General features: G+C 61.4%; 18 protein-coding genes. 8 read left to right on the plus strand and 10 right to left on the minus strand.

Features of this window, described 5'->3' with window-relative positions; translation table 11 throughout:
* Positions 1–6: 6 nt before the first annotated feature.
* Complete coding sequence (gene thiO / locus HV822_RS04395) at positions 7–1,101, minus strand: glycine oxidase ThiO (protein WP_238872553.1); 1,095 nt, start codon at positions 1,099–1,101, stop codon at positions 7–9.
* Positions 1,102–1,544: 443 nt separating this feature from the next.
* Here thiO and mqo point away from each other — a divergent pair, with 443 nt between their 5' ends.
* Positions 1,545–3,026 carry a malate dehydrogenase (quinone) gene (mqo, locus tag HV822_RS04400; RefSeq protein ID WP_238872554.1) on the plus strand — a complete coding sequence of 494 codons (1,482 nt, stop codon included), beginning with the start codon at positions 1,545–1,547 and terminating at the stop codon, positions 3,024–3,026.
* 45 nt (positions 3,027–3,071) lie between these two features.
* Here mqo and HV822_RS04405 read toward each other — a convergent pair whose 3' ends face one another.
* The 5 genes from HV822_RS04405 to HV822_RS04425 form a co-directional block, all read right to left on the minus strand.
* Positions 3,072–4,127, minus strand: a complete 1,056-nt coding sequence (locus tag HV822_RS04405) for a M48 family metallopeptidase (protein ID WP_238872555.1) — start codon at positions 4,125–4,127, stop codon at positions 3,072–3,074.
* Positions 4,105–5,403 carry a YjgN family protein gene (locus HV822_RS04410; RefSeq protein WP_238872556.1) on the minus strand — a complete coding sequence of 433 codons (1,299 nt, stop codon included), beginning with the start codon at positions 5,401–5,403 and terminating at the stop codon, positions 4,105–4,107. Before HV822_RS04410 ends, HV822_RS04405 begins: the two co-directional genes overlap by 23 nt.
* Before the next feature lie 118 nt (positions 5,404–5,521).
* The gene (locus HV822_RS04415; RefSeq protein ID WP_238872557.1) at positions 5,522–6,256 is read right to left on the minus strand and encodes a substrate-binding periplasmic protein; all 735 of its coding nucleotides are present in this window, start codon (positions 6,254–6,256) and stop codon (positions 5,522–5,524) included.
* 139 nt (positions 6,257–6,395) lie between these two features.
* Positions 6,396–7,649 (minus strand): serine hydroxymethyltransferase, encoded by a 1,254-nt coding sequence (gene glyA, locus HV822_RS04420; protein ID WP_238872558.1) that lies wholly within the window; start codon positions 7,647–7,649, stop codon positions 6,396–6,398.
* Between the two features lie 123 nt (positions 7,650–7,772).
* On the minus strand, positions 7,773–11,633 hold the full coding sequence (locus HV822_RS04425) for a sensor domain-containing protein (RefSeq protein WP_238872559.1): 3,861 nt from the start codon (positions 11,631–11,633) through the stop codon (positions 7,773–7,775).
* A gap of 156 nt (positions 11,634–11,789) precedes the next feature.
* Here HV822_RS04425 and ettA point away from each other — a divergent pair, with 156 nt between their 5' ends.
* The 3 genes from ettA (at position 11,790) to HV822_RS04440 (ending at position 15,359) form a co-directional block, all read left to right on the plus strand.
* Positions 11,790–13,454 (plus strand): energy-dependent translational throttle protein EttA, encoded by a 1,665-nt coding sequence (gene ettA / locus HV822_RS04430; protein ID WP_238872560.1) that lies wholly within the window; start codon positions 11,790–11,792, stop codon positions 13,452–13,454.
* 162 nt (positions 13,455–13,616) lie between these two features.
* Positions 13,617–14,954, plus strand: coding sequence for an NADP-specific glutamate dehydrogenase (gene gdhA / locus HV822_RS04435; RefSeq protein WP_238872561.1), 1,338 nt, complete (start codon positions 13,617–13,619; stop codon positions 14,952–14,954).
* A gap of 48 nt (positions 14,955–15,002) precedes the next feature.
* Positions 15,003–15,359, plus strand: coding sequence for a PilZ domain-containing protein (locus tag HV822_RS04440; RefSeq protein ID WP_238872562.1), 357 nt, complete (start codon positions 15,003–15,005; stop codon positions 15,357–15,359).
* A gap of 201 nt (positions 15,360–15,560) precedes the next feature.
* Here the strand turns inward: HV822_RS04440 and radA are convergent, their stop codons facing one another.
* A complete protein-coding gene (gene radA, locus HV822_RS04445; protein ID WP_238872563.1) occupies positions 15,561–16,931 on the minus strand; it encodes a DNA repair protein RadA in 1,371 nt (456 codons plus the stop codon).
* A gap of 162 nt (positions 16,932–17,093) precedes the next feature.
* Between radA and HV822_RS04450 the strand changes: the two genes are divergently transcribed.
* From HV822_RS04450 to HV822_RS04465, 4 genes are all read left to right on the plus strand, one after another.
* Positions 17,094–17,432: a hypothetical protein gene (locus tag HV822_RS04450; RefSeq protein ID WP_238872564.1), complete on the plus strand. Its 339-nt coding sequence runs from the start codon at positions 17,094–17,096 to the stop codon at positions 17,430–17,432.
* Complete coding sequence (pap, locus tag HV822_RS04455) at positions 17,425–18,879, plus strand: polyphosphate:AMP phosphotransferase (protein ID WP_238872565.1); 1,455 nt, start codon at positions 17,425–17,427, stop codon at positions 18,877–18,879. The genes HV822_RS04450 and pap overlap by 8 nt, the downstream gene beginning before the upstream one ends.
* Before the next feature lie 93 nt (positions 18,880–18,972).
* Positions 18,973–19,383 carry a large-conductance mechanosensitive channel protein MscL gene (mscL, locus tag HV822_RS04460; RefSeq protein WP_275419407.1) on the plus strand — a complete coding sequence of 137 codons (411 nt, stop codon included), beginning with the start codon at positions 18,973–18,975 and terminating at the stop codon, positions 19,381–19,383.
* Positions 19,384–19,459: 76 nt separating this feature from the next.
* Positions 19,460–20,584, plus strand: coding sequence for a methyltransferase (locus HV822_RS04465; protein WP_238872566.1), 1,125 nt, complete (start codon positions 19,460–19,462; stop codon positions 20,582–20,584).
* Here HV822_RS04465 and HV822_RS18205 read toward each other — a convergent pair.
* From HV822_RS18205 to HV822_RS04475, 3 genes are all read right to left on the minus strand, one after another.
* Positions 20,526–20,714 carry a DUF2256 domain-containing protein gene (locus HV822_RS18205; protein ID WP_396265018.1) on the minus strand — a complete coding sequence of 63 codons (189 nt, stop codon included), beginning with the start codon at positions 20,712–20,714 and terminating at the stop codon, positions 20,526–20,528. The two genes, HV822_RS04465 and HV822_RS18205, sit on opposite strands and share 59 nt — an antisense overlap.
* Positions 20,715–20,832: 118 nt before the next feature.
* A complete protein-coding gene (locus HV822_RS04470) occupies positions 20,833–21,147 on the minus strand; it encodes a DUF6482 family protein (protein WP_238872567.1) in 315 nt (104 codons plus the stop codon).
* Between the two features lie 83 nt (positions 21,148–21,230).
* Positions 21,231–21,725, minus strand: coding sequence for a TIGR00645 family protein (locus HV822_RS04475; RefSeq protein WP_238872568.1), 495 nt, complete (start codon positions 21,723–21,725; stop codon positions 21,231–21,233).
* Positions 21,726–22,063 lie beyond the last annotated feature (338 nt).

The following is a 22,063-nucleotide window of genomic DNA, read 5'->3' on the forward strand; positions in this document are numbered from 1 at the left end:
CGCCCCCTAGCTCAAGCGCTCATCCGGCAAGTAAGGCGCCGGATCGATGGCGGGCGCCCGCCCCAGCATCAAGTCAGCCAGCAGACGGCAGGAGGCTGGCGCCAGTACCAGCCCATTGCGGTAGTGCCCCAGATTTAGCCACAACCCAGGACGTGCACTGAGCGCTCCGATGTAGGGCACACCATCCGGCGAGCCCGGTCGCAGCCCGGCCCATTGCGCCACTGGCGCCTGATCGGCCAAATCAGGCAGCAGCGCTTCAGCACTGGCGCGCAAGGAGGCGAGAGCCTGCTCGGTGGTAGCCTTATCGTAGCCAGCATGCTCCAGGGTGCTGCCAATCAGAATGTGCCCGTCGCGGCGCGGTATCGCGTAGCGTCCCTGAGCCATGACAATGGACGGCAACCAGCCAGGTGCCATCCGGTACAGCAGCATCTGCCCCTTAACCGGCTCAACCGGCAGCGCCAGCCCCTCAGCGGCCAGCCAGTCGCCCCCCCAGGCACCGGCGCACAGCACCACCGCATCGCCCGCTACCACCCCAGTTGCAGTGCGCACGCCTACCACTCGCTCACCGTCATACTGCAGGCCCTGAGCTACGCAGTGCTCCTGCAGGGCAAAGCCGGGGAATTGCAGCAAGCGGGCGCGCAAAGCCTTCATCAAGCGGGGGTTGCGTACATTCGCCAGATCAGCCTGCCACAGCGCGCCGGCAAAGCCGGGGGCCAACTGCGGCACCTGTTGATAAACAAAACCGTCGTCAACCTGTTGCAACGGCTTGTCCTGCCGGGCCGCCCACTGCAGCGCCTGGTCCTGTTCATCCAGGTCAAGCCACAGCAGGCCGCAGGGGTGCACTTCAGGATCAATACCGGTATCGGCGAGCAGTTGGGCCGCCAGCGAGCCGTAGTAGCCTTGCGACCACTCAGCCAGGGCGCTAATGGGCTGACTGTAGCGCCAGGGATACAGCGGCGAAACGATACCGCCGCCGGCCCACGAGGCTTCCTGCCCCAACTCACCGCGCTCCAGCAGGGTGACTCGACAGCCGGCCTGCAATAACTCCAGCGCGCTGAGACACCCCATAACACCACCGCCCACTACTACTACATCCTGCATTCACCGCCCCCTTGTGCCGCCCACCTGTGAGCCGCGTTTTGCGCTGCCCTAGAAAATCAAACTATCCCATCTGGCCGCCATTGCGACCAAAGTTGGCCTAGACGCACGGCCAATCACCGCAAAGCCTGCACACTGCGCCTGTCACCCGCTCAGAGAAACCGGTATGATACGCCTTCTCTGAACTACTCCAATGGCCGATCACAATCCGCCCATTGAGCCCTGGCCGGCAATTCCACACGAAGCGCCACCCGTTCCATCATCAGCCAACACTGATAACTCATGCCTGGGCGTTCGGAGCAGACAGCACACACTGCTTGACGTGCTTTCGGCGCAGCCACAAGCAACAGCCGAAGACAAGCCCGTTTGCTAGCCGCCCCGACATTGGCCGACCTGATCACTGGAGAGCTCAAACCCCTTTTTTTTTGCAAAGAGGCGACAGGTAAATGACGGCAACGAACGTGGATGTATTGCTGGTCGGTGGTGGTGTCATGAGCGCCACCCTGGGCATGTTGCTCAAACAGCTGGACCCGGCCCTGACCATTACCCTGGTCGAACGCCTGGATCACGTAGCCCATGAAAGCACCGACGGCTGGAACAACGCAGGCACCGGACACGCCGGCTACTGCGAGCTCAACTACACCCCCGAAGATCAGAATGGCAATGTCACCATTGAGCGCGCACTGGCGATCAATGCCTCCTTTGAAGTAACCCTGCAGTTCTGGAGCTACCTGGTAGAACAGGGCATCATCCAGAATCCGTCCGACTTCATCAATGCCACTGCCCATCAGAGCTTTGTCTGGGGCGAGAAGGACGTTGCCTTCCTGCGCAAGCGGCACGAGCTGCTGAGCAATCACCACCTGTTTGCCGAGATGCAGTTCAGCGAGTCAGCCGAGCAACTGCGCGAGTGGATGCCGCTGATCATGTCCAGCCGCGACACCAGCCAGCCCTTCGCCGCCACCCGCGTGGAGCACGGCTCGGATGTTGACTTCGGCTCACTCACCCGCCGCATGGTCGCCCATCTGCAGCAGCAGGACGGCTTCGAGCTGCGCCTCAGCCACTCGGTGAAATCCCTGCGCAAGAGCAAGCGCGGCCACTGGCGCGTGGTGATCGAGGACGAAAAGAGCGGCAAAGAGCTCGACATCAACGCCAAGTTTGTCTTCCTTGGTGCCGGCGGCGGCTCACTGCCGCTGCTGCAAAAGTCCAACATCGACGAAAGCCAGGGCTACGGCGGCTTCCCGGTTAGCGGCCAATGGCTGGTCTGCCAGGACCCAGAAGTAGTCAAGCGCCACAGCTCCAAGGTCTACGGCAAGGCCCCCGTCGGTGCTCCGCCGATGTCGGTTCCGCACCTGGACACCCGCATCATCAACGGCAAACCAGCCCTGCTGTTTGGTCCGTTCGCCGGCTTCACCACCAAGTTCCTCAAGAAGGGCTCGGTGTTTGACCTGTTCTCTTCGGTCAAGTCCTATAACGTGGCGCCGATGATGGCCGTAGGCCGCGACAACATGGACCTGACCAAGTACCTGATTGCCGAATCATTCCAGTCGCACAAGGACCGGGTCGACTCACTGCGCAACTTCTTCCCCGATGCCCAGGAGAAGAACTGGAAACTGCAGAATGCCGGCATGCGCGTACAGATCATCAAGAAGGATGCCAAGGGTCACGGTAAGCTGGAGTTTGGCACCGAGATTGTCGCAGCCAAAGACGGCTCCCTGGCCGCCCTGCTGGGCGCCTCTCCGGGCGCATCGACCGCCGTGCAGGCGATGATCGACGTGCTGGAGCGCTGCTTCAAGGACCGCATCGCCAGCCCCGAGTGGCAGGCCCGCATGCGCGAGCTGGTCCCGTCTTACGGTCAGTCTCTGGTCAATGACGGCGCCCTGCTCAAGCAGGTGCGCGAGCGCACCCTGAGCACCCTCAAGCTGCGCTGAGGCAAGGTGCTGAGAGGGGTTGCCGGCGCGTTGCCAGTGCAGCCCCTACTCAGCCTCTTTAAAGCGCTCTACCCTCTCCGGCGTTGGCGGGTGAGTAGACAGAAAACGGCTCACCGTGCCTCCTTCATCACCCTCTTGCGGCGGATCCAACCGCTGCATGATGTCGACAAAACGCGACGGCGCAATATGCCGGGCGCGCAGCATCTCCAGCGCAAAGTCGTCTGCCTCCTCCTCCATGTCGCGCCGATAGGCCAGCGTCGCCAGCAGGGCAGGCACGCCGCTGACCAAGTCGGAAGCGGCGGAAATATCGCCGGTCATCGACGCCATCACAAATACCAACAGCGACCCCTGCACCAGGTTGCGCATGCCGTGACGGTGTACCGCATGCCCTGCCTCATGGGCCAGCACCGCCACCAACTCGTCATCGTGCCGAGCCAGGCTGACCATTGCATCGGTAAACACCAGGTGCCCACCCGGCAGCGCAAAAGCGTTGGCCCCCAGCGCCGGCGCCGAGCGAAAGTGCACCTTGAGCGAGCGCTCCGGGTACTGTTTGGTCAGCCACTGCAGGCTTGGCTGCATATGCGCCAGCAACGCCTGTTGCCGCGCCTCATCGAGCTGGCTGGGCTCGGCCCAGGTGCGATCTATAGCCTTCAGGGCCTCACTACCGGCCAGCTCCTCCAGCGATTCGGGCAGGGCTCGTGCAACCTGATCCGCGGCCCACGGCACGCCCCAGATCACACCACCCACCATCAGCGCCAGGGTCAGCAGCAACGACACTACAATCAGTCGCGGACTGACCTCCAACCGATGCAACCACAGCGTACCGGAGGTGGTTGCCCGCAACCCGCGCACCAGTCGCTGCACTCCGGCTACATCGTTAGACTCCAGCACGGCCGCCTCGCCCAGGTGCAGATAGCAGCCAGCGCTGCCAACCTGCATGCCCAGACGCACCTCAGACGGCACAAACCGCAGCACCTGGCCGTCGGCCAGGCCAAGGTTCAGCTGTCCGTCGTCGACCCAGGCTTCGGCGGCGCGAGCCTGACTTGAGTGGCCATCGAAGTAACGTCCAGCGACCGGCTCAGCCGAATCCGAAGCCGACATCAAAGGCATCTCCCAGCTCCATGCCAACCGCACCGGCGTGCTGCGCCTCGCCGGCGATAAAGCCGTCCAGATCACCCGCCACTTCCATCTCGGTACAGGAGGCGCGATAGGTTGCCATGCGCACCTTGGCCCAAGGCGTGAAGAACCCCATGGTCAGCAGGATCAACAGGGAGTTGGTGAAGAAGATCCAGAGCAGGCGGCGCTTGCCCAGGTTTGAGACAAAGCCGTGCTGCTCAAGCTTCACGCCGTTGATCACCAGGTTGGTCAGGCCCGCCATCACGTAGCCAAACAGCACCAGATAAGCGGCAAAAACAAATACCGCCATCAACGGCTGATAGACCACTGAGAGCAGCCCGCCAAGCAGCAGTGTCGCGACAAACATGCCAAGCATCTTGAGGAAAAACACATACACCTCGCCTACGCTCAGGTTCAGTGCGAACGCACTGCGCCCGTAGCGGGCGTTGCCGGTCAGAAACTGGTGCCAGCGCTGTACCGCAAACGGCACCATCAAGCCCAGCGTCAACAGGGCTAACAACGGCCACAGGTACACCACCTGCACCGCTTGCCAGTAGCGGCCGGTGAAATCGAAACGGATGTTGCGATAGGCGCTGTTGATAGCGTGAAACTTGAGCGAGCGGACGATGATCCAGGGCACCAGCGGGATAAAGAGCACCAGCAGCGCCATGGCGGCAATCGGAAAAAAATTGGAAGCGATGGTCCAGACAATAAAGGCTGCGACGGCCACCAGCCGACCACGGAAGATCACCCAAGGGTCTGCCAGATACTGGAAACTCTGCTGCTCCAGCAGCGTGTGACCGTAGAAGTACTGCAAATTACGCACCTTGGCCCAGGGCGCGTAAAAGCCCAGGGTCACCACCATCAACAGGATGTTGACGATCCAGATGCCGAAGTACTCGCTGCCGTTGCCAGTAAAGGCAAACGGCGCCATACGCCGCTGGGGCAGCTCACCGGGTGCCGGCCGGGGCGCAGTGCCGACAGGCGGCACCGCTGCGCCGCCCTGCGGGACGGTCTCAGCCTGGACGGCAGCACCTTCCGGTACCACTTCGGTGAGCAAGCCTGCCTCACGCAGGCGCTGCTGATATCGCATGGCCATGGTTTCGGAGAGGCCAGACTTGATGATCACCGGTGTGCCGCTGAGCAGGCGATCCACTTGGCGGCTACCAAAACCCAGGCGCAGCAGGTTCTCGCGCAACTGTTGCTCGCCCAGCGCGCCATCGCGCTCGCCCTTGCAGCTCACCTTGAATGTATCGTGCATAACTGACCTTCCGTTGCCGTCTTGGATGCTGTCCTAGCCAATGGCATAGTGCCAGACAGGTACGCCATTCAAGCAAGCACACCAATCCGGCGCAAGCGCCCAAAGGTGGATATGTGCGCTATTGCCGAGTCACGTCCATCACCACGCCCTCGCGCACCAGCGATTCAAACGCCTGATCCAGGCGGTTCATCAGCGCCTGAGCCTGCGCATGCTGCCGTGAGACGAACAACCGCATCGGCGGCTCATCGACCACAATATGCGGTGGCGCGTCGATACCCAGTGACGCCGAAGCCGAAGCAACCTGGCCCCGATAATCCAGCAAATAATCCCCGCGCCCACGCAGCAACATACGAATGGCACCAGCGTGCGAGCTGCTGGAGCGCGTCTGCAGGGCCAGTCGCGCATCTTGCAGGGTGCGCGACACCGGCAGGCTGTAGCTGTAGTTGGTGATCAGGATCAGGGTGCGGCCCGGCAAACTGTCAGGCCAGGTGGGCGCTGGCTCGCCCGGACGGTAATACAGGTTGATAGGCACCACCCCAAAACTGGCATGGCTTTGCAGGGTGTAGGCTTCCAGCCCGACCTGATTGTTCAGGCCCAGCCAAAGATCCAGCTCACCGGACATCAGCCCCCGACGTACCCGCGCCACCGGCAACAAGCGCACTTCGTAGGAATAACCGGCGTGCTCCAGCAAGCGCGCCATTACCTGCACCGCGGGGCCGATCGCGCGCCCCTCGGCATCGTATTCGGCGTACTCGGGATAAGGCAGCATGGCCAGACGCAGAGGGGCCGATTGCGCCTGGGCCAATGGCTGCCAGAACAAGCCAAACAGGCAGATGATTGCCAGGTACTTCATGGCGGTTCTCTTGTTATCGTGCAAACCTCAAGGGGCGCCAAAAAAGCGCGCTACCCCAAAAGCATAGCGCCAAATGGCCATCAGCGAGGCAAAAAAAACCCACGACCGACGTCGTGGGTTTGGTCAGAAGCGCTCCGGATCAGGCGCCGTAGACCGGCAGCCGGGCACAAATGGTCTTGACCTGTTCACGCACACGATCAACCACCGACTCATCGCCCATGTTGTCGAGAATGTCACAGATCCAGCCGGCCAGTGCTTCACAGTCGGCCTCCACAAAACCACGTGTGGTCACCGCCGGGGTGCCGATACGCAGACCGGAGGTCACAAAGGGCGAGCGCGGATCATTCGGTACGCTGTTCTTGTTGACCGTGATGAAGGCGCGGCCCAGGGCAGCGTCAGCGTCTTTGCCGGTAATGTCCTGCTTGATCAGCGACAGCAGGAACAGGTGGTTCTGAGTGCCGCCGGATACTACGTCAAAGCCGCGCTCTACAAACACCTTGGCCATGGCTTGGGCGTTCTTTACGACCTGCTGCTGATACGTCTTGAACTCAGGCTGCAGCGCTTCCTTGAAGCAGATCGCCTTGGCCGCGATCACGTGCTCCAGCGGGCCACCCTGGGCGCCCGGGAATACCGCGGAGTTCAGCTTCTTCTCGATCTCTTCGTTGGCACGGGCCAGAATCAGACCACCACGCGGGCCGCGCAGGGTCTTGTGGGTAGTGGTGGTCACCACATCCGCGAACGGCACCGGGTTGGGGTAAACACCTGCAGCAACCAGGCCAGCAACGTGGGCCATATCAACGAACAGGTAAGCACCAACCTTGTCAGCGATGGCACGGAAACGCGCAAAGTCCAGCACCTGGGAGTAGGCGCTGAAACCGGCCACGATCATTTTCGGCTTGTGCTCAACAGCCAGACGCTCGACTTCGTCGTAGTCGATCAGGCCCTGATCGTTGATGCCGTACTGCACCGCGTTGTACAGCTTGCCGGAGGAGGAAACCGACGCGCCGTGGGTCAGGTGACCACCGTGTGCCAGGCTCATGCCCAGGATGGTATCGCCCGCCTGCAGCAGGGCCAGATAAACGGCAGCGTTGGCCTGCGAGCCCGCGTGCGGTTGCACGTTGGCGTAATCGGCACCGAACAGCTCCTTGGCACGATCAATCGCCAGCTGTTCCACAACGTCGACGTGCTCGCAGCCACCGTAGTAACGCTTGCCCGGATAGCCCTCGGCGTACTTGTTGGTCAGTACCGAGCCCTGGGCCTGCATCACCGCCGGGCTGGTGTAGTTCTCCGAGGCAATCAGTTCGATGTGCTCTTCCTGACGCACGGCTTCCTGCTGCATCGCAGCCCAAAGGTCAGCATCGAATGTGGCGATATCGTTGGAACGGCTAAACATGTAACGGCCCCCTGCTAGGTCGTCGATGAAAAAAGAGGCGGCAGTTTACCGCAAGCGCCGGTTTGTGGCACATGAAATGCGCTCAGCTACCGACAAATAACACTCAACCTGCAACGCAGGCGTTCAGCCCGGGGGCTGCAACCAGCGCTGCTCGAACTCGGCAGCGGCCACCGGGCGCCCCAGGTGATAGCCCTGCACTTCATCGCAGCCGAAGTCGCAGATCAACTGATACTGCTCGGCGGTCTCCACTCCCTCGGCGATGACCCGCAGATCGAGGCTGCGCCCCATCGCAACAATTGCCTCGGCCAGACGTGCATCACGGCTGCCCGGGTGCATGCTTTGAATAAAGCCGCGATCGATTTTCAGGGTATCAATCGGGAAGTCACGCAGGTAATTGAGCGCCGAATACCCGGTGCCAAAATCATCAATGGCGATCTGCATGCCACGCTGCTTGAGCTCGTCCAGGATGCGCATGGTAGCGTCGATGTTTCGCAGCAGGATACTTTCAGTCAGCTCCAGTTCCAGCAGCGCCGGTGCCAGCCCGTGGCGCTCCAGAATACCGACGATCTGACAGGCCAGCTCACCGTCGTCGAACTGAATAGCCGACAGGTTTACCGCCAGCCGCGGCACCTCATGCCCCCTCGCCTGCCAGGCGGCAGCCTGTTGCGCAGCCTCTTCCAGCACCCACTCGCCCAAGGTGCGAATCAAGCCCAACTCCTCGGCGATGGGGATAAACTCGGCGGGCGAGACGCTGCCACGCTGCGGATGGTGCCAGCGCAAAAGCGCCTCGGCCCCTGTCAGCCGGCCATCCTGGCAGCTGAACTGCGGTTGATACACCAACTCAAAGGCCTGATCTTGCACCGCCCGGCGCAGGTCGTTTTCAAGCGCCAGACGCTCCAGAGCCCGGCCGTTCATCTCACGCTGATAGAACTGGAAAGTGTCCTTGCCCGAGGCCTTGGCGTGATACATGGCGGTATCGGCGTTCTTCAATAGAACACTACCCTGCTCGCCATCCTGGGGAGACAGGGCGATCCCGATGCTGGCACTGACGAAGAAATCACGCTCTTGCAATACAAACGAGGGCGCCAGCGCACGCAACACCTTCTCAGCCACATGCATGGCCGCCGATAGCGCCACCTCCCGATTACTCAACCCCGTCAGCAGCATGGTGAATTCGTCGCCACCCATGCGCGCAACCGTATCGCTCTCGCGCACGCACCCGCGCAGACGCTCGGCAACCTGGGTCAGCACCTGGTCACCCGCGGCGTGGCCAAGACTATCGTTGATCGGCTTGAAACGGTCCAGGTCCAGAAACAACACCGCCACCCACTCGCCGCGCCGCGTCGCCAACTGTAGCGCGGCCTGCAGACGGTCCTGAAACAGCGTGCGGTTGGCCAGTCCGGTGAGCACGTCGTAATACGCCAGGCTTTGAATGCGGGCCTCCGACGCCTTGCGCTCGCTGATATCCACAAAGAAGCAAACGTAGCTGACCAGGTCGCCTTCGTTATCGTGCACCGCCGTGATGCCAGCCCAGGTCGGAAAGCCCTCGCCGCCACTGCGCTGCTGCCACAACTCCCCTTCCCAGCGGCCATGCGCGTGCAGCGCCTGCAGAATTTCGCGGTAAAAGGCATCGCCGTGTTGTCGCTGCATCAGGATTGCCGGCCGCTGATCGATCACCTGGTCCGGGAGAAAGCCGGTGATGCGCGTAAAATTCTCGTTTACCTGCACAATGTAGCCGGCCGGGTCGGTGACCACGATGCCCCCGGTGGTGTTCTCAAACACCGTCGCCGCCATGCGCAGACGGTTCTCGGTACGGCGCTGCTCACTGATATCACGCGCCAGACCCAGCAGCCCCAGAAAGCGCCCCTGGGCAGTCCACATCAACGAAATGCGCACTTCCAGCGGACACTTACGCCCGTCAGCCTTAATGCAATCGAAGGCTATCTGCCGGTGGTATCCGTCACGGCGCAACACCTGAATGCGCTCGGGGGAGTGCACCTGATCGCGCAGCTCGGCGCGAATGTCGGCCATGAAGGTATCAAAACGGGCGTCAGCCAGCACTTCACGAGAGGCCTTGCTGAGCATAAAGTCAGGGCTGTAACCGAGCACCCGCTGTACAGACGGGCTGATGTAATCAGGCCGAAAATCGCTATTGGTCGACCAGACGATGTCTCCGATATTTTCGGTCAGCAGGCGATAGCGTGCCTCGGAGCGCTGAACCACCTCCCTGGCCAGCGACTGCTGGTGAATATCGCGGACAAAGCCAATCACCTGCACCACCCGACCGTCGGGCGTGCGCTTGAACACCTTGGAGCTGACACTGAACCAGCGCCAACCCAGGTCACGATGGCGCCAGCGTACCTTCCACTCCAGCAGCTGCCCGTCTCCCAGCACCTGCTGCAGGCGGCGATTGACCTGCATGTACTCCAGATCGTCGGGGTGCAGCAGATGGTGCCGGTAGTCCGGACCCATCTTTTCCTCTTCTTCAGCGCTGTAACCCAGCATGCTCGCTAGCGTGCGGTTGCTGAAAACAAAGTCGCCTGAGCCCATCCATTTGGTGTCGCGGATATAGATCAGGTCAGGCAACGCACGCACCACGCCGGCCCAGAACTCGCGACTCTGACGCAGTGCCAGTTCAGTCGCACGGCGCTGGCTCAGGTCGGTGATGCTGAGGGTCACCGCGTGCAGGCAATCGACACTGGCGGGGATACGCATGACCATCCAGACGTAGGTGCTGCTATCCAGGACGCGCAGCGGGGTCTCCACGTCAAAGCGTTCTTCGCCATTGATCAGGGCCTGCAACAGCCGATAGCGCGCGCCGCCGATACGCAGGTAGCTGTTGCCACGCAACAAGATCTGCAGCGCGGCGATATCTGGCAACCGCAGTAAATCCAGCGTGAACTGATTGGCGTCCACCACACGCAGGCCGCTCATCAAATCGCTGTGACGCTCAGGGTTGCTTGCAAGCCAGTCATCCAGCTGCCCGGCAGCAAATATGCCCTCACGCAACAACATCTGCTTGACTGACACCAAGTCCACCACGCACAGCGCCATACCCACATTCTGGAAAACATCCTGATAACGCCGTTCGGTATCCAGCATGCTGCGTAACGACTGATCCTGCCGCTGCTGCAACGTTCTGGCAGTGCGTGACTGGCGCCCCAGTAGCCAGAGTGCCCCCATCAGAACCAGCAGGCAGATCACCAGCAATCCCGCCTTGCCCAGCAGCAATGGCGCCATGCGATGGGGGTAGTAATCCGGCTCAACCAGCCCCCGCACCTGCCACAGGGTGCCGGTAACCGGAGCGCTAAAGGCGACCTGCGAGCGCTCCTCGGCGGTCATAGCCGTATTACCCAGATAGGCCGTGCGCTCCTGTTGCTGCCGCACCAGCACACGCGCCCTGCCGGTGTCTTCCAGCAACCATAGATAGCCTTGTCCGGCGCGCGCAGACACCAGGGATGACAGCACCCGCTCGTCCATACTCAGCACCCAGTAGCGCCCTGGCTGCTGGCTGGCGAGGGTCCAGAACAGCAGGTTGCGCTCGGCGTTGGAGTCCAGGCCGAAGGCTTCACCACCAATCTGCAAACGTCGAGCGGTCTGCGCCCAGGGCTCACGCATGTCATGCGGCATACGGTCAAGCTGCACCAGATGAACACCATGCACACCCGGCAACAACTGCTGTACCGCCCGCAAAGGCGCGTCGGCAGAGCGTGCTTCAAGCGCGTCAAGCAGGAAGATCAGAGCATTGGAGCTGGTCACCAGATTAAGTGCGAGCTGGTCGGCAATCAGCCAGACCGACTCCTCTACCAGCGCCTGATGCTGACGCTGGAGGTTCTGGTAATCGTTACGAGCCTGCCAGGCCAACAGCGCCATCAACAGCAGCGCCGCTACCGCAAACATCACCACACCCAGGTGCGTGGATACGGCGGGGTCGCGGCCAGCCGCATCATGGGGCGGCAACCTGCTTTTATTGTTGTTATTCAAGGTAGTCACTTATCCGGTCGCAATTGAGCGCGTTGTCAGGTTGCATGGCGTGCCCCCAAGTTTGCCCTGAATCGCCAGTTGGGCTAGCCTTGCCACCACATTTCGCCAGCCCCGGCGAAGCACTTCGCACATTCCCATTCAACAGGTTCTGCCACCATGGCTCAATACGTTTATAGCATGCATCGCGTCGGGAAAGTCGTCCCGCCGAAGCGTCAGATTCTCAAGGATATTTCCCTGTCCTTCTTCCCCGGCGCCAAAATCGGGGTACTCGGTCTAAACGGGGCGGGTAAATCGACTCTGCTGCGCATCATGGCCGGCGTTGATACCGAAATTGAGGGCGAAGCGCGCCCGATGCCGGGCATCAAGGTCGGTTACCTGCCGCAGGAGCCACAGCTGGATGACAGCAAGACCGTGCGCGACATTGTTGAAGAAGCGGTCAGCGAGATCAAGAACGCACAGGCCCGCCTCGACGAAGTCTACGCTGCCTACGCCGAACCCGACGCCGATTTCGACGCGCTGGCCGCCGAGCAGGGCAAGCTGGAAGCCATTCTGCAAGCCGCCGACGGTCACAACCTGGAACGCCAACTGGAAGTCGCCGCCGACGCCCTGCGTCTGCCAGCCTGGGACGCCAAGATCGAACACCTGTCTGGTGGTGAGAAGCGCCGCGTCGCGCTCTGCCGCCTGCTGCTGTCAGCGCCCGACATGCTGCTGCTGGACGAACCGACCAACCACCTGGACGCCGATTCCGTCGCCTGGCTGGAGCAGTTCCTGCACAACTTCCCCGGCACCGTGGTTGCCATTACCCACGACCGTTACTTCCTCGACAACGTCGCCGGCTGGATTCTTGAACTCGACCGCGGCCAGGGCATTCCGTTCGAAGGCAACTACTCCCAGTGGCTGGAATCCAAGGCCGCTCGTCTGGCCTCCGAAGCCAAGCAGGAAGCCTCCCACGCCAAGGCCATGAAAGCCGAGCTGGAGTGGGTACGCCAGGGCGCCAAGGGCCGCCAGGCCAAATCCAAGGCCCGTCTGCAACGCTTTGAAGAACTGCAATCGCAGGAATTCCAGAAGCGCAGCGAGACCAACGAAATCTACATCCCGGCCGGCCCGCGTCTGGGCGACAAGGTCATCGAGTTCAATGGCGTGACCAAAGGCTTTGGTGACCGCGTGCTGATCGACAATCTGTCGTTTGCCGTGCCCAAGGGTGCCATTGTCGGCGTGATCGGTGGTAACGGTGCCGGTAAGTCGACCCTGTTCCGCATGATCACCGGCAAGGAACAACCGGACAGCGGCACCATCGACATCGGTGAAACCGTACAGATCGCCAGCGTCGACCAGAGCCGCGACAACCTGGACGGCAACAAGACCGTCTGGGAGCAGGTGTCTGACGGGTTCGATCAGATCAAGGTCGGCAACTATGAAATGCCATCGCGCGGTTACGTTGGCCGCTTCAACTTCAAGGGTTCCGACCAGCAGAAGTTCGTCAAGGACCTGTCCGGTGGTGAGCGTGGCCGTCTGCACCTGGCCCTGACCCTCAAGCAAGGTGCCAACGTACTGCTGCTCGACGAACCGTCGAACGACCTGGACGTTGAAACCCTGCGCGCACTGGAAGAAGCCTTGCTGGACTTCCCGGGCGCGGCCATCGTAATTTCCCACGATCGCTGGTTCCTCGACCGTATCGCCACACACATCCTGGCGTACGAAGACGACTCGCAGGTTACCTTCTTTGAAGGCAACTACACCGAGTACGAAGCGGACCGCAAAAAGCGTCTGGGTGAGGCAGCAGCGCAGCCGCACCGCGTGCGCTACAAAAAGCTGGCCTGAGGCTGTGAGGCATCAGCGGCTCGCCCGAGCCGCTGATGCAATGCACCAAAAGTAAACACAATTACGCAACATAATTTTCACAATGCACCATTCCTGTGCACCCTCCTCATCTGGTAGGTTTATACTTTTCCGCCCTGAACGTATAGAAAAGTGACCCCAGACATGATCCCGACCCTGGCTGCCTGCCTGACCGAACTGAAACTGCGCGACCCTCACCAGCCAGAATTTCACCAAGCGGCCGAAGAGGTGCTGACGACCCTCTGGCCTTTCCTTGAAGCCAATCCCAAATACCTACGTGCCGGCATCATTGAGCGCCTGATTGAACCGGAGCGGGTTATTCAGTTTCGCGTTTGCTGGGTCGATGACCAGGGTGTGGTGCAAGTCAATCGCGGCTACCGAGTGCAAATGAACAACGCCATCGGCCCCTACAAGGGAGGTCTGCGCTTCCACCCCTCGGTCAACCTTGGGGTGCTCAAATTCCTCGCCTTTGAGCAGGTGTTCAAAAACGCGCTGACCAGTCTGCCGCTGGGCGGTGGCAAGGGTGGCGCTGACTTTGACCCCAAGGGTAAAAGCGACGGCGAAATCATGCGTTTCTGCCAGGCCTTTATGACCGAGCTGTCGCGCCATATCGGTGCAGACCTGGACATCCCTGCGGGGGATATTGGCGTAGGCGCACGTGAAATCGGCTATCTGTACGGCCAGTACAAGCGCCTGCGCAACGAATTCACCTCGGTTCTGACCGGCAAGGGCATCACCTATGGTGGCAGCCTGATCCGCCCGGAAGCGACCGGCTACGGCTGCGTCTACTTTGCCGAGCAGATGCTCAAACAGCGCGAGCAGAGCATCGCGGGCAAGCGGGTTGCGATCTCCGGATCAGGCAATGTCGCCCAGTACGCAGCCCAGAAAGTACTGGAACTGGACGGCCTGGTTATCTCGATTTCCGACTCCGGCGGCACACTTTATTACCCGGATGGCATGAGCCAGCCCCAGTGGGAGGCACTCATGACACTGAAGAACGAACAGCGCGGCCGACTGGAGTCCCTGCATGGCCAGGGTTGCGAGTTTATTGCGGGCAGCCGGCCGTGGCACCTGGCCTGCGACATCGCCCTGCCCTGCGCTACCCAAAACGAGCTGGACGCAGACGATGCGCGCCAGCTCATCGACAACGGCTGCATTGCGGTAGCCGAGGGCGCCAATATGCCCAGCACGCTGGAAGCCGTTGACCTGCTGCAGGAAAACCGCGTGCTGTTTGCCCCGGGTAAGGCTGCGAACGCTGGCGGGGTCGCTGTGAGCGGGCTGGAAATGAGCCAGAACGCCATGCGCCTGCACTGGAGCGCCGGCGAAGTGGACGAAAAGCTGCACGGTATCATGCAGTCGATTCACGCCGCCTGCGAGCACTATGGCCGCGAGGACGACGGCCACATCGACTACGTGAAGGGCGCCAATATTGCCGGTTTCGTCAAGGTTGCCGACGCCATGCTGGCGCAGGGTGTGGTCTGAAAAAGCGGCTATAGTGAAAGCAGACCTATCTACCACCGGGAGCCGCTCATGCACGATGACCGGCGGCGATTTAGCCGCGTGCCTTTCGACGCGCATACCCTGCTGCAGCAGGACGACTGGTGCATTGCCGCGCAACTGATCGACGTGTCATTGCGCGGACTGCTGGTGCTGCAACCTGCGGCCTGGGATGCACAACGCGCCAACGCTCCCTTTATCGCCATCATCGAGCTGGCCGAGGCTAGCCAGATTCGCATGGAGGTCAACCTGGCTCACGCCGAGGAAGGCCTGCTGGGCTTTGAATGCCTGCACATAGACCTGGACTCCATAAGCCACCTGCGCCGCCTCATCGCCCTCAACCTGGGAGATGAGACGCTGTTGGAGCGAGAACTGGGGGCGCTGCTCTAGGCTGGAGGCTGGAGGCTGGAGGCTGGAGGCTGGAGGCCAGAAGCTTGAAGCTTGAAGCTTCAAGCAGTCTGAGCTGTTGCTGAGCGATTGCTTTACTTGCAGCCCCCGCCTCTAAACCAAACACTAATATCTGCCCCCCTTCGGCCTGCTTCAAGCTTCCAGCCTTCAGCCTCCAGCCCGGCGCGCCAGCGCTGGCCGCTGCTACTCGAATATCGCCGCCAACGCCTGATCCAGCCGCGTTACCGCAATCACCTGCATGCCCTTGGGCGACTCTTTTGGTGCGTTGGCCTTGGGCACAATCGCGCGGGTGAAGCCGTGTTTGGCGGCTTCCTTGAGGCGTTCCTGGCCGCTGGGTACCGGACGAATTTCGCCGGACAGCCCCAGCTCACCAAATACCATCAGGTCCATCGGCAACGGACGGTTGCGCAAACTCGACATCACCGCCGCCAGCAACGCCAGGTCGACGGCTGTTTCGAGCACCTTGACCCCGCCCACCACATTGACGAAGACATCCTGGTCGTAGGTCGCCACGCCACCGTGGCGATGCAGCACCGCCAGCAGCATGGCGAGCCGGTTCTGATCCAGCCCCAGGGTCACCCGCCGCGGGTTGCCCAGGTGACTGGTGTCGACCAGCGCCTGCACTTCAACCAGCATGGGCCGCGAGCCCTCCCAGGTCGCCATTACCACGCTGCCCGGAATGGGCGCGTCGTAGCGAGAAAGGAAGATAGCCGAGGGGTTGGCGACCTCTTTCAGCCCCTTGTCGGTCATGGCAAACACGCCCAGCTCGTTGACTGCGCCAAAACGGTTTTTCACCGCCCGCAGCATGCGGTAGCGACCATCAGCCTCACCCTCGAAATACAGCACGGTGTCGACCATGTGCTCCAGCACCCGCGGCCCAGCCAGCGAGCCCTCCTTGGTGACATGACCCACCAGGAAGATCGCGGTGCCGCTTTGCTTGGCGTAGCGCACCAGTAGCGCGGCACTCTCGCGCACCTGCGCCACGCCGCCCGGGGCCGATTGCAACTGCTCGGTAAAAATGGTCTGGATCGAGTCCACTACCATCACCTTCGGCTGCTCGTGCCGGGCGGTGGCAACAATGCTTTCGATGCAGGTCTCGGTCATGACCTTGAGCTTGTCCTCTGGCAAGCCGAGCCGACGCGCGCGCATCGCCACCTGCTGCTGCGACTCCTCACCGGTCACGTATAGCGCAGACATGTTCTGCGCCAGGCGACAGAGGGTCTGCAGCAAAATGGTGGATTTGCCGATCCCCGGATCACCACCAATCAGGACCACCGAGCCACCGACCAAACCACCGCCCAGCACCCGGTCCAGCTCCGAGGAGCCGCTGGGCTGGCGCGGCGTTTCTTCGGTAGTGACCTCGGCCAGCGTCTTGATCTGCGCCTGCTGGCCGGTCCAATTGCTTGAGCGAGAAGTGCTGCCACCGGTCGGCGTGGTGTCCACCACGGTCTCGACCATGCTATTCCAGGCCTGACATTCGGGACACTGCCCCGCCCATTTGGAAAAAGTTGCACCGCACTCGGTGCAACCGTATACGCGTTTTTGCTTGGCCATATCCGTCCCAACATGCTTTGCCTGCATCGTGCCATACTGGCCTTCAGCGGAGCGATGACTATGTGCCGCAATATCAGACACTTCGTTCGGCAGCGTGAACCTGCGCACTGCCGCGACCCAACGACCGGCGAACACATCGCCAGTCTGCAAGGATTCGACGCAATGACCAGCGAGCCACCTCCACCAGCCCCTTGCCGGGCCTATACCGCACGGCCCGCCCTGCCGCTCGAAGTCAGCATGGCCTTGCAACCGGTCGTCGATCAGCGCAGCCGCGCCTGCCAAGCGCTGCTGCGCGGCACCAACGGCAGCGGCGCGGCCGCTATTCTGGCACAGCTCACGGCGCAGAACCGGTATCAGTTTGATAAGGCCTGCCGCGTCAAGGCCGTTGAGCTGGCCTTCCCGCGCCGCACCGCCCTGTACCTGTTCCAAGGGTACCCGCTGACGCGGCCGGCCTATGAACCAATCCCCGAAGCTGACTGGTCCAAGGTGCCGCATGAGTGACAAGGAACATCACCGCAAACGCAAGGCTGAGCGCGAGGCACTGCGCGAAGCGCTGCTGGAAACCCAATTTGAGCTGCGTACGCTGCAGCACGGCTCAGTCCTGCTGCTGATCAGCGGCAACGACTTCGCCGGCAAGGCCGAAATCATTCACAGCTTCTACGAGTGGCTGGACAACCGCTATCTCAATACCAGGGCCTTCGCACTCCCCAAAGGAGTGGAGCGCCGCATGCCGCGATTGTGGCGCTACTGGCGCACATTGCCGCCAGCCGGCGAACTGGGGTTCTATCTCGGCTCCTGGTACCACCAGCCACTGATGCGCCTGAGCCGCGGCCAGCTGAGCATTCCGCGCTTTACTACGCAGATGCAGCAGATTCTGCGCTTTGAGCGGTTGCTCAACGACGAGGGCATCACCCTGATCAAGATCTGGCTGTACCTTGGTGATAACCAGCAGGGCAGCCGTCATCCCCGCGACCTGGCGCAGCAAAAGCAAACTGTCGCCATGCGCGAATGGGGCGATTTCAGCGCCGCCGATTACGAGAAAGTGCGTGAAGGCGCGCGCCTGATGACCGAGCTGACCTCCACCCAGGGAGCGCCCTGGATTCGCGTGCCGGCGACGGACCCGCATGAGCGCGATCAGCGTATCGGGCAGATCGTGCTGGAAGCAATGCAGCAGCGGCTGGCCAATCCGCCCCCATCAACACCGGTTTACGGCTGGCAGCCCGCGCAACGTGATTATCTGGCTCAGCTCGACTACAGCCTGGCACTGGACAAAGACGACTACCAACAGCAGCTGGAGCACTGGCAGGGGCGCCTGCGCGCACTGATACAGCATCCCCGCTTTGCCAGACGCGGCCTGCTACTGGTCTTTGAAGGCAGCGACGCCGCGGGCAAGGGTGGCACCATCCGTCGTATCACCCAATGTCTGGATCCACGTATTCTGCGCGTGCACGGCACCCGCGCGCCGACCGATGAGGAGCGGCGCATGCCCTACCTGTGGCGCTTCTGGCGCAGGGTTCCTGCACCAGGCAACGTCGTGGTGTTTGATCGAAGCTACTACGGCCGGGTGTTAGTCGAACGGGTCGAGGGCTTCTGCAAGGAGCCTGACTGGCAGCGCGCCTACGGCGAGATCAATGATTTTGAGCAACAGCTCAGTGACAGCGGCACCCTGATCATCAAGTTTTGGCTGGCCATCACCGAGGACGAGCAGCTCAAGCGCTTCAAAGCCCGGGAAGACTCACCGGTCAAACGCTACAAGCTAACCGAAGAAGACTGGCGCAACCGCAAGCGCTGGCCGGACTATGCGCAGGCGATGAACGACATGGTAGAGCACACTTCTACGCGGAATGCGCCCTGGCATTTGATTCCGGCCCAGAACAAGCGATACGCGCGCATCCAGGCCCTGCGCATCCTGTGCGAAACCCTGAATGATGCGCTGGGGCCGAGCTGAGCCAGCCTGTCGAGTACCGCAGGTATTGGTCTGTCGGGCCCAGCTCGTTATGATCGACCTACGCCATCGGGGCGCAACATAAGGAAGATCGCAATGAAGCTGCTGGACGAATTCAAGACCTTTGCAATGCGCGGCAATGTCATCGACATGGCTGTGGGTATCATCATCGGCGCCGCTTTCGGCAAGGTGGTTTCCGCCTTCGTCAACAATATCGTGATGCCGCCACTGGGCCTGCTGATCGGTGGCGTCAACTTCACCGACCTGTCGATTGTGCTCAAGGAAGCCGAAGGTGAGGTTGCCGAAGTCGCCATTGGCTACGGCCTGTTCATCCAAAGCCTGGTGGACTTTGTGATCATCGCTGCGGCCATTTTTGTTGCGGTCCGGGTGATGAACAACCTGAAGAAGAAAGAAGAAGCAGCGCCTGCCGCGCCGCCAGCGCCGTCCAAGGAGGAAGTGCTGCTGACCGAGATTCGCGACCTGCTCAAACAGCAAACACCGAGCTAAACCCCAAGCGGGGCCGGCAGCGCCGGCTCCGCCTGCTGATATACTGCACCGCCCAGCTACCACACCGCCCATCACCATGTCCCTGTGCACTACCCCCTACGGTTCCCTGCAGCTCAAACGCTACCCCGCTACGGGCGGCTCAACCCTGTTTGCCCACGATGCGGCTGACGTGTACCTGCTGCAACGTCTGAGCGAAGAGCCCGCGGCAACGGGACCGATTCTGGTGGTCAATGACAGCTTTGGTGCGCTGGCCTGCGCTCTGGCCCTGGCCGGCCTGCAGGTACATAGCTGGGGTGACTCATGGCTCGCCTGGCGCGCCCTGCAGGACAACCTGAAAGCCAACGGACTAAGCAGCGACCGCGTTACCTTCTTCAGCAGCCGCGACACACCCACTGGCCCCTACCGGCAGGTGCTGCTGCGCGTACCCAAGAGCCTCAGCCTGCTGCAGGACCAACTGCAACGTCTGCGCCCAAAGCTGGCAGACAACGCCCTGCTGCTGGCCGGCAGCATGATCAAGCACCTGCCGCCGACAGCCGGCGACTTGCTGGCCGCTCACATTGGGCCTTACCAGGCCTCACTGGGTTGGAAGAAAGCGCGCCTGCTGCAATGCCAGCATGACCCGGCGTTGCCTCCGCGCCACAGCGATCTGACCAGCCGCTATCCGCTGGAAGGCACGCCCCTTGAGCTTGCGAATCGCCCCGGCGTGTTTTCCCGAGAGAAACTGGATATCGGCACCCGCGTGCTACTGCCTTGCATTGCGGCCGACCTGGACAGCGCGCGCGTGGTTGATCTAGGCTGCGGCAACGGCGCCCTGGGCCTGATGGCCGCCCAACGCAACCCGGGCGCACAGCTGACCTTTATCGACGAATCCTGGGCTGCAGTTGCTTCGGCGCAGGGCAATTTCGCCGCGGCCTTCCCCGGGCGCCACGCCAACTTCGTGGTCAGCGACGGGTTGAGCGAAGCGGCTGCCGGCTGCGCCGACCTCATCCTCTGCAACCCGCCGTTTCATCAGCAGCAGGTGGTTGGTGACCAGATTGCCCGCCAGCTATTTCGCCAAAGCCGCCAGGCGCTCGCACCGGGCGGCACGCTGCTGGTCGTCGGCAACCGCCACCTTGGCTACCATCAGACGCTTAAACGCGACTTCACCCGCGTTGAGCAAGTGGCCGCGACGCCCAAGTTTGTGGTGCTGGCCGCCAGCTGAAAGATCTGCCACACACCGCACAGGCCTTCTGTGGCAGATAGCCCCTGCGCCTCGCCGGCATCCACCAGTGCGAGCAAGTGGCGCATGGCCAAGAGGGTAAACAGGATTTTCCGTGGATGGGGAGGCACATACCGCCCTTGTTCAGCGGCCTCGAGCGGCAGGATGCGTCCTGCCCTGGATCGGCATCAGGTAATCTGTTTATCTGTGCAGCAAGCTGATCGCCCGGCAGCAGGGCAGCCTGCGAACGCTCACGGCCGCAGCGGCAAACGCAGTCGCATGGCGCCGTGAGACGCGGCCTCGCTCAGCGGCTCACCAACACAGGCTTCATCTGCTACGTTTTGATGCACCAGATCAATACTGGGCCACGGCAGCTCTTTCAACGCCCGGCGAGCCTGATCCAGCGAACGAAAATGCCAGACCTGCTGCCCGGCCTCGTCGTGCAGCAATACCACCTTCCCGTCGAACCGTGCCTCGACCAGATAGAGGCCACCTTCATGCGAGAGCAATGACAACCGCTGCAAACGGCCTTGCTCGACCACCCGATGCAATTCGTTCAAGGTCATGATGGGGCCTCCAAAAATCTATACAGAAACTATACACCACGACCAAAAACACGACCAAGTTGTACGACAAAAGGTACTGCTGCTTAGCTCTTTTCCTTTGCGACCTTATCCAGCAAGCCCATGGCAAACGCCGATACCACAAAGGTCAGGTGAATCAGCACGTACCACATCAGCTTGTCATTATCGATGTTGGTGGCGTTCATAAACACCTTGAGCAGGTGAATCGAGGAGATCGCCACGATGGAGGCCGCCACCTTCATTTTCAGCGAGCCAGAATCCATCTTGCCCAGCCAGCTGAGCTTCTCCTTGCCCTCGGCAATATCCAGCTGAGAGACAAAATTCTCGTATCCGGAAATCATCACCATGACCAGCAGGCCGCCGACCAGCGCCATGTCCACCAGTGACAGCACCACCAGAATCAGGTCCGCCTCCTTGGTCGTCAGCAGGTGCGGCGCCAGATGGATCAGCTCCTGGAAAAACTTGACCGCCAACGCCAAGAGCGCCAGCGACAGGCCGAAATAAATAGGCGCCAAAATCCAGCGCGCTGAATACATCATGTTTTCCAGAATGCGTTCCATACCCAGTATTACCTCAATCAATAAACGTCATGCTCATCACGGTTGTGCACAGTATCTGTGGATAACTCTGTGTGCAGTGGTCTGATAACCCGCTCTGTGCCTTGTAACTTCGGCGGCTGCGGTGATCCGTGCATTTTTTGCACAGCTCCGACAGCCACCTCCCTTGCCTTTCCATCCAAGCCTGCAGCCCAGGTTTGATGGGCCTTCCCGCGCCGCAACCAACTTATCCGGGATCAGACGACAGCCCAGGCGTCAAGCCTGGAATCGCCATTTCTCAACAATCGGCAACAGCAGCCAAACACCACAAAGCTGTGGATAACCCTGTAGACAGAAGCCGC

The sequence above is a fragment of the Halopseudomonas maritima genome (assembly GCF_021545785.1).
GTDB classification, from domain to species: Bacteria; Pseudomonadota; Gammaproteobacteria; order Pseudomonadales; family Pseudomonadaceae; genus Halopseudomonas; species Halopseudomonas maritima.

Coding starts and splice junctions, on each gene's coding strand:
- HV822_RS04470 (WP_238872567.1), bottom strand. CDS start 21,147: ATGACCTTGAACGAATTGCATCGGGTGGTCGAGCAAGGCCGTTTGCAG.
- HV822_RS04410 (WP_238872556.1), bottom strand. CDS start 5,403: ATGCACGATACATTCAAGGTGAGCTGCAAGGGCGAGCGCGATGGCGCG.
- HV822_RS04465 (WP_238872566.1), top strand. CDS start 19,460: ATGTCCCTGTGCACTACCCCCTACGGTTCCCTGCAGCTCAAACGCTAC.
- ettA (WP_238872560.1), top strand. CDS start 11,790: ATGGCTCAATACGTTTATAGCATGCATCGCGTCGGGAAAGTCGTCCCG.
- radA (WP_238872563.1), bottom strand. CDS start 16,931: ATGGCCAAGCAAAAACGCGTATACGGTTGCACCGAGTGCGGTGCAACT.
- HV822_RS04405 (WP_238872555.1), bottom strand. CDS start 4,127: ATGTCGGCTTCGGATTCGGCTGAGCCGGTCGCTGGACGTTACTTCGAT.
- glyA (WP_238872558.1), bottom strand. CDS start 7,649: ATGTTTAGCCGTTCCAACGATATCGCCACATTCGATGCTGACCTTTGG.
- HV822_RS04415 (WP_238872557.1), bottom strand. CDS start 6,256: ATGAAGTACCTGGCAATCATCTGCCTGTTTGGCTTGTTCTGGCAGCCA.
- HV822_RS04440 (WP_238872562.1), top strand. CDS start 15,003: ATGCACGATGACCGGCGGCGATTTAGCCGCGTGCCTTTCGACGCGCAT.
- thiO (WP_238872553.1), bottom strand. CDS start 1,101: ATGCAGGATGTAGTAGTAGTGGGCGGTGGTGTTATGGGGTGTCTCAGC.
- mscL (WP_275419407.1), top strand. CDS start 18,973: ATGAAGCTGCTGGACGAATTCAAGACCTTTGCAATGCGCGGCAATGTC.
- HV822_RS04475 (WP_238872568.1), bottom strand. CDS start 21,725: ATGGAACGCATTCTGGAAAACATGATGTATTCAGCGCGCTGGATTTTG.
- pap (WP_238872565.1), top strand. CDS start 17,425: ATGAGTGACAAGGAACATCACCGCAAACGCAAGGCTGAGCGCGAGGCA.
- mqo (WP_238872554.1), top strand. CDS start 1,545: ATGACGGCAACGAACGTGGATGTATTGCTGGTCGGTGGTGGTGTCATG.
- HV822_RS18205 (WP_396265018.1), bottom strand. CDS start 20,714: ATGTGCCTCCCCATCCACGGAAAATCCTGTTTACCCTCTTGGCCATGC.
- gdhA (WP_238872561.1), top strand. CDS start 13,617: ATGATCCCGACCCTGGCTGCCTGCCTGACCGAACTGAAACTGCGCGAC.
- HV822_RS04450 (WP_238872564.1), top strand. CDS start 17,094: ATGACCAGCGAGCCACCTCCACCAGCCCCTTGCCGGGCCTATACCGCA.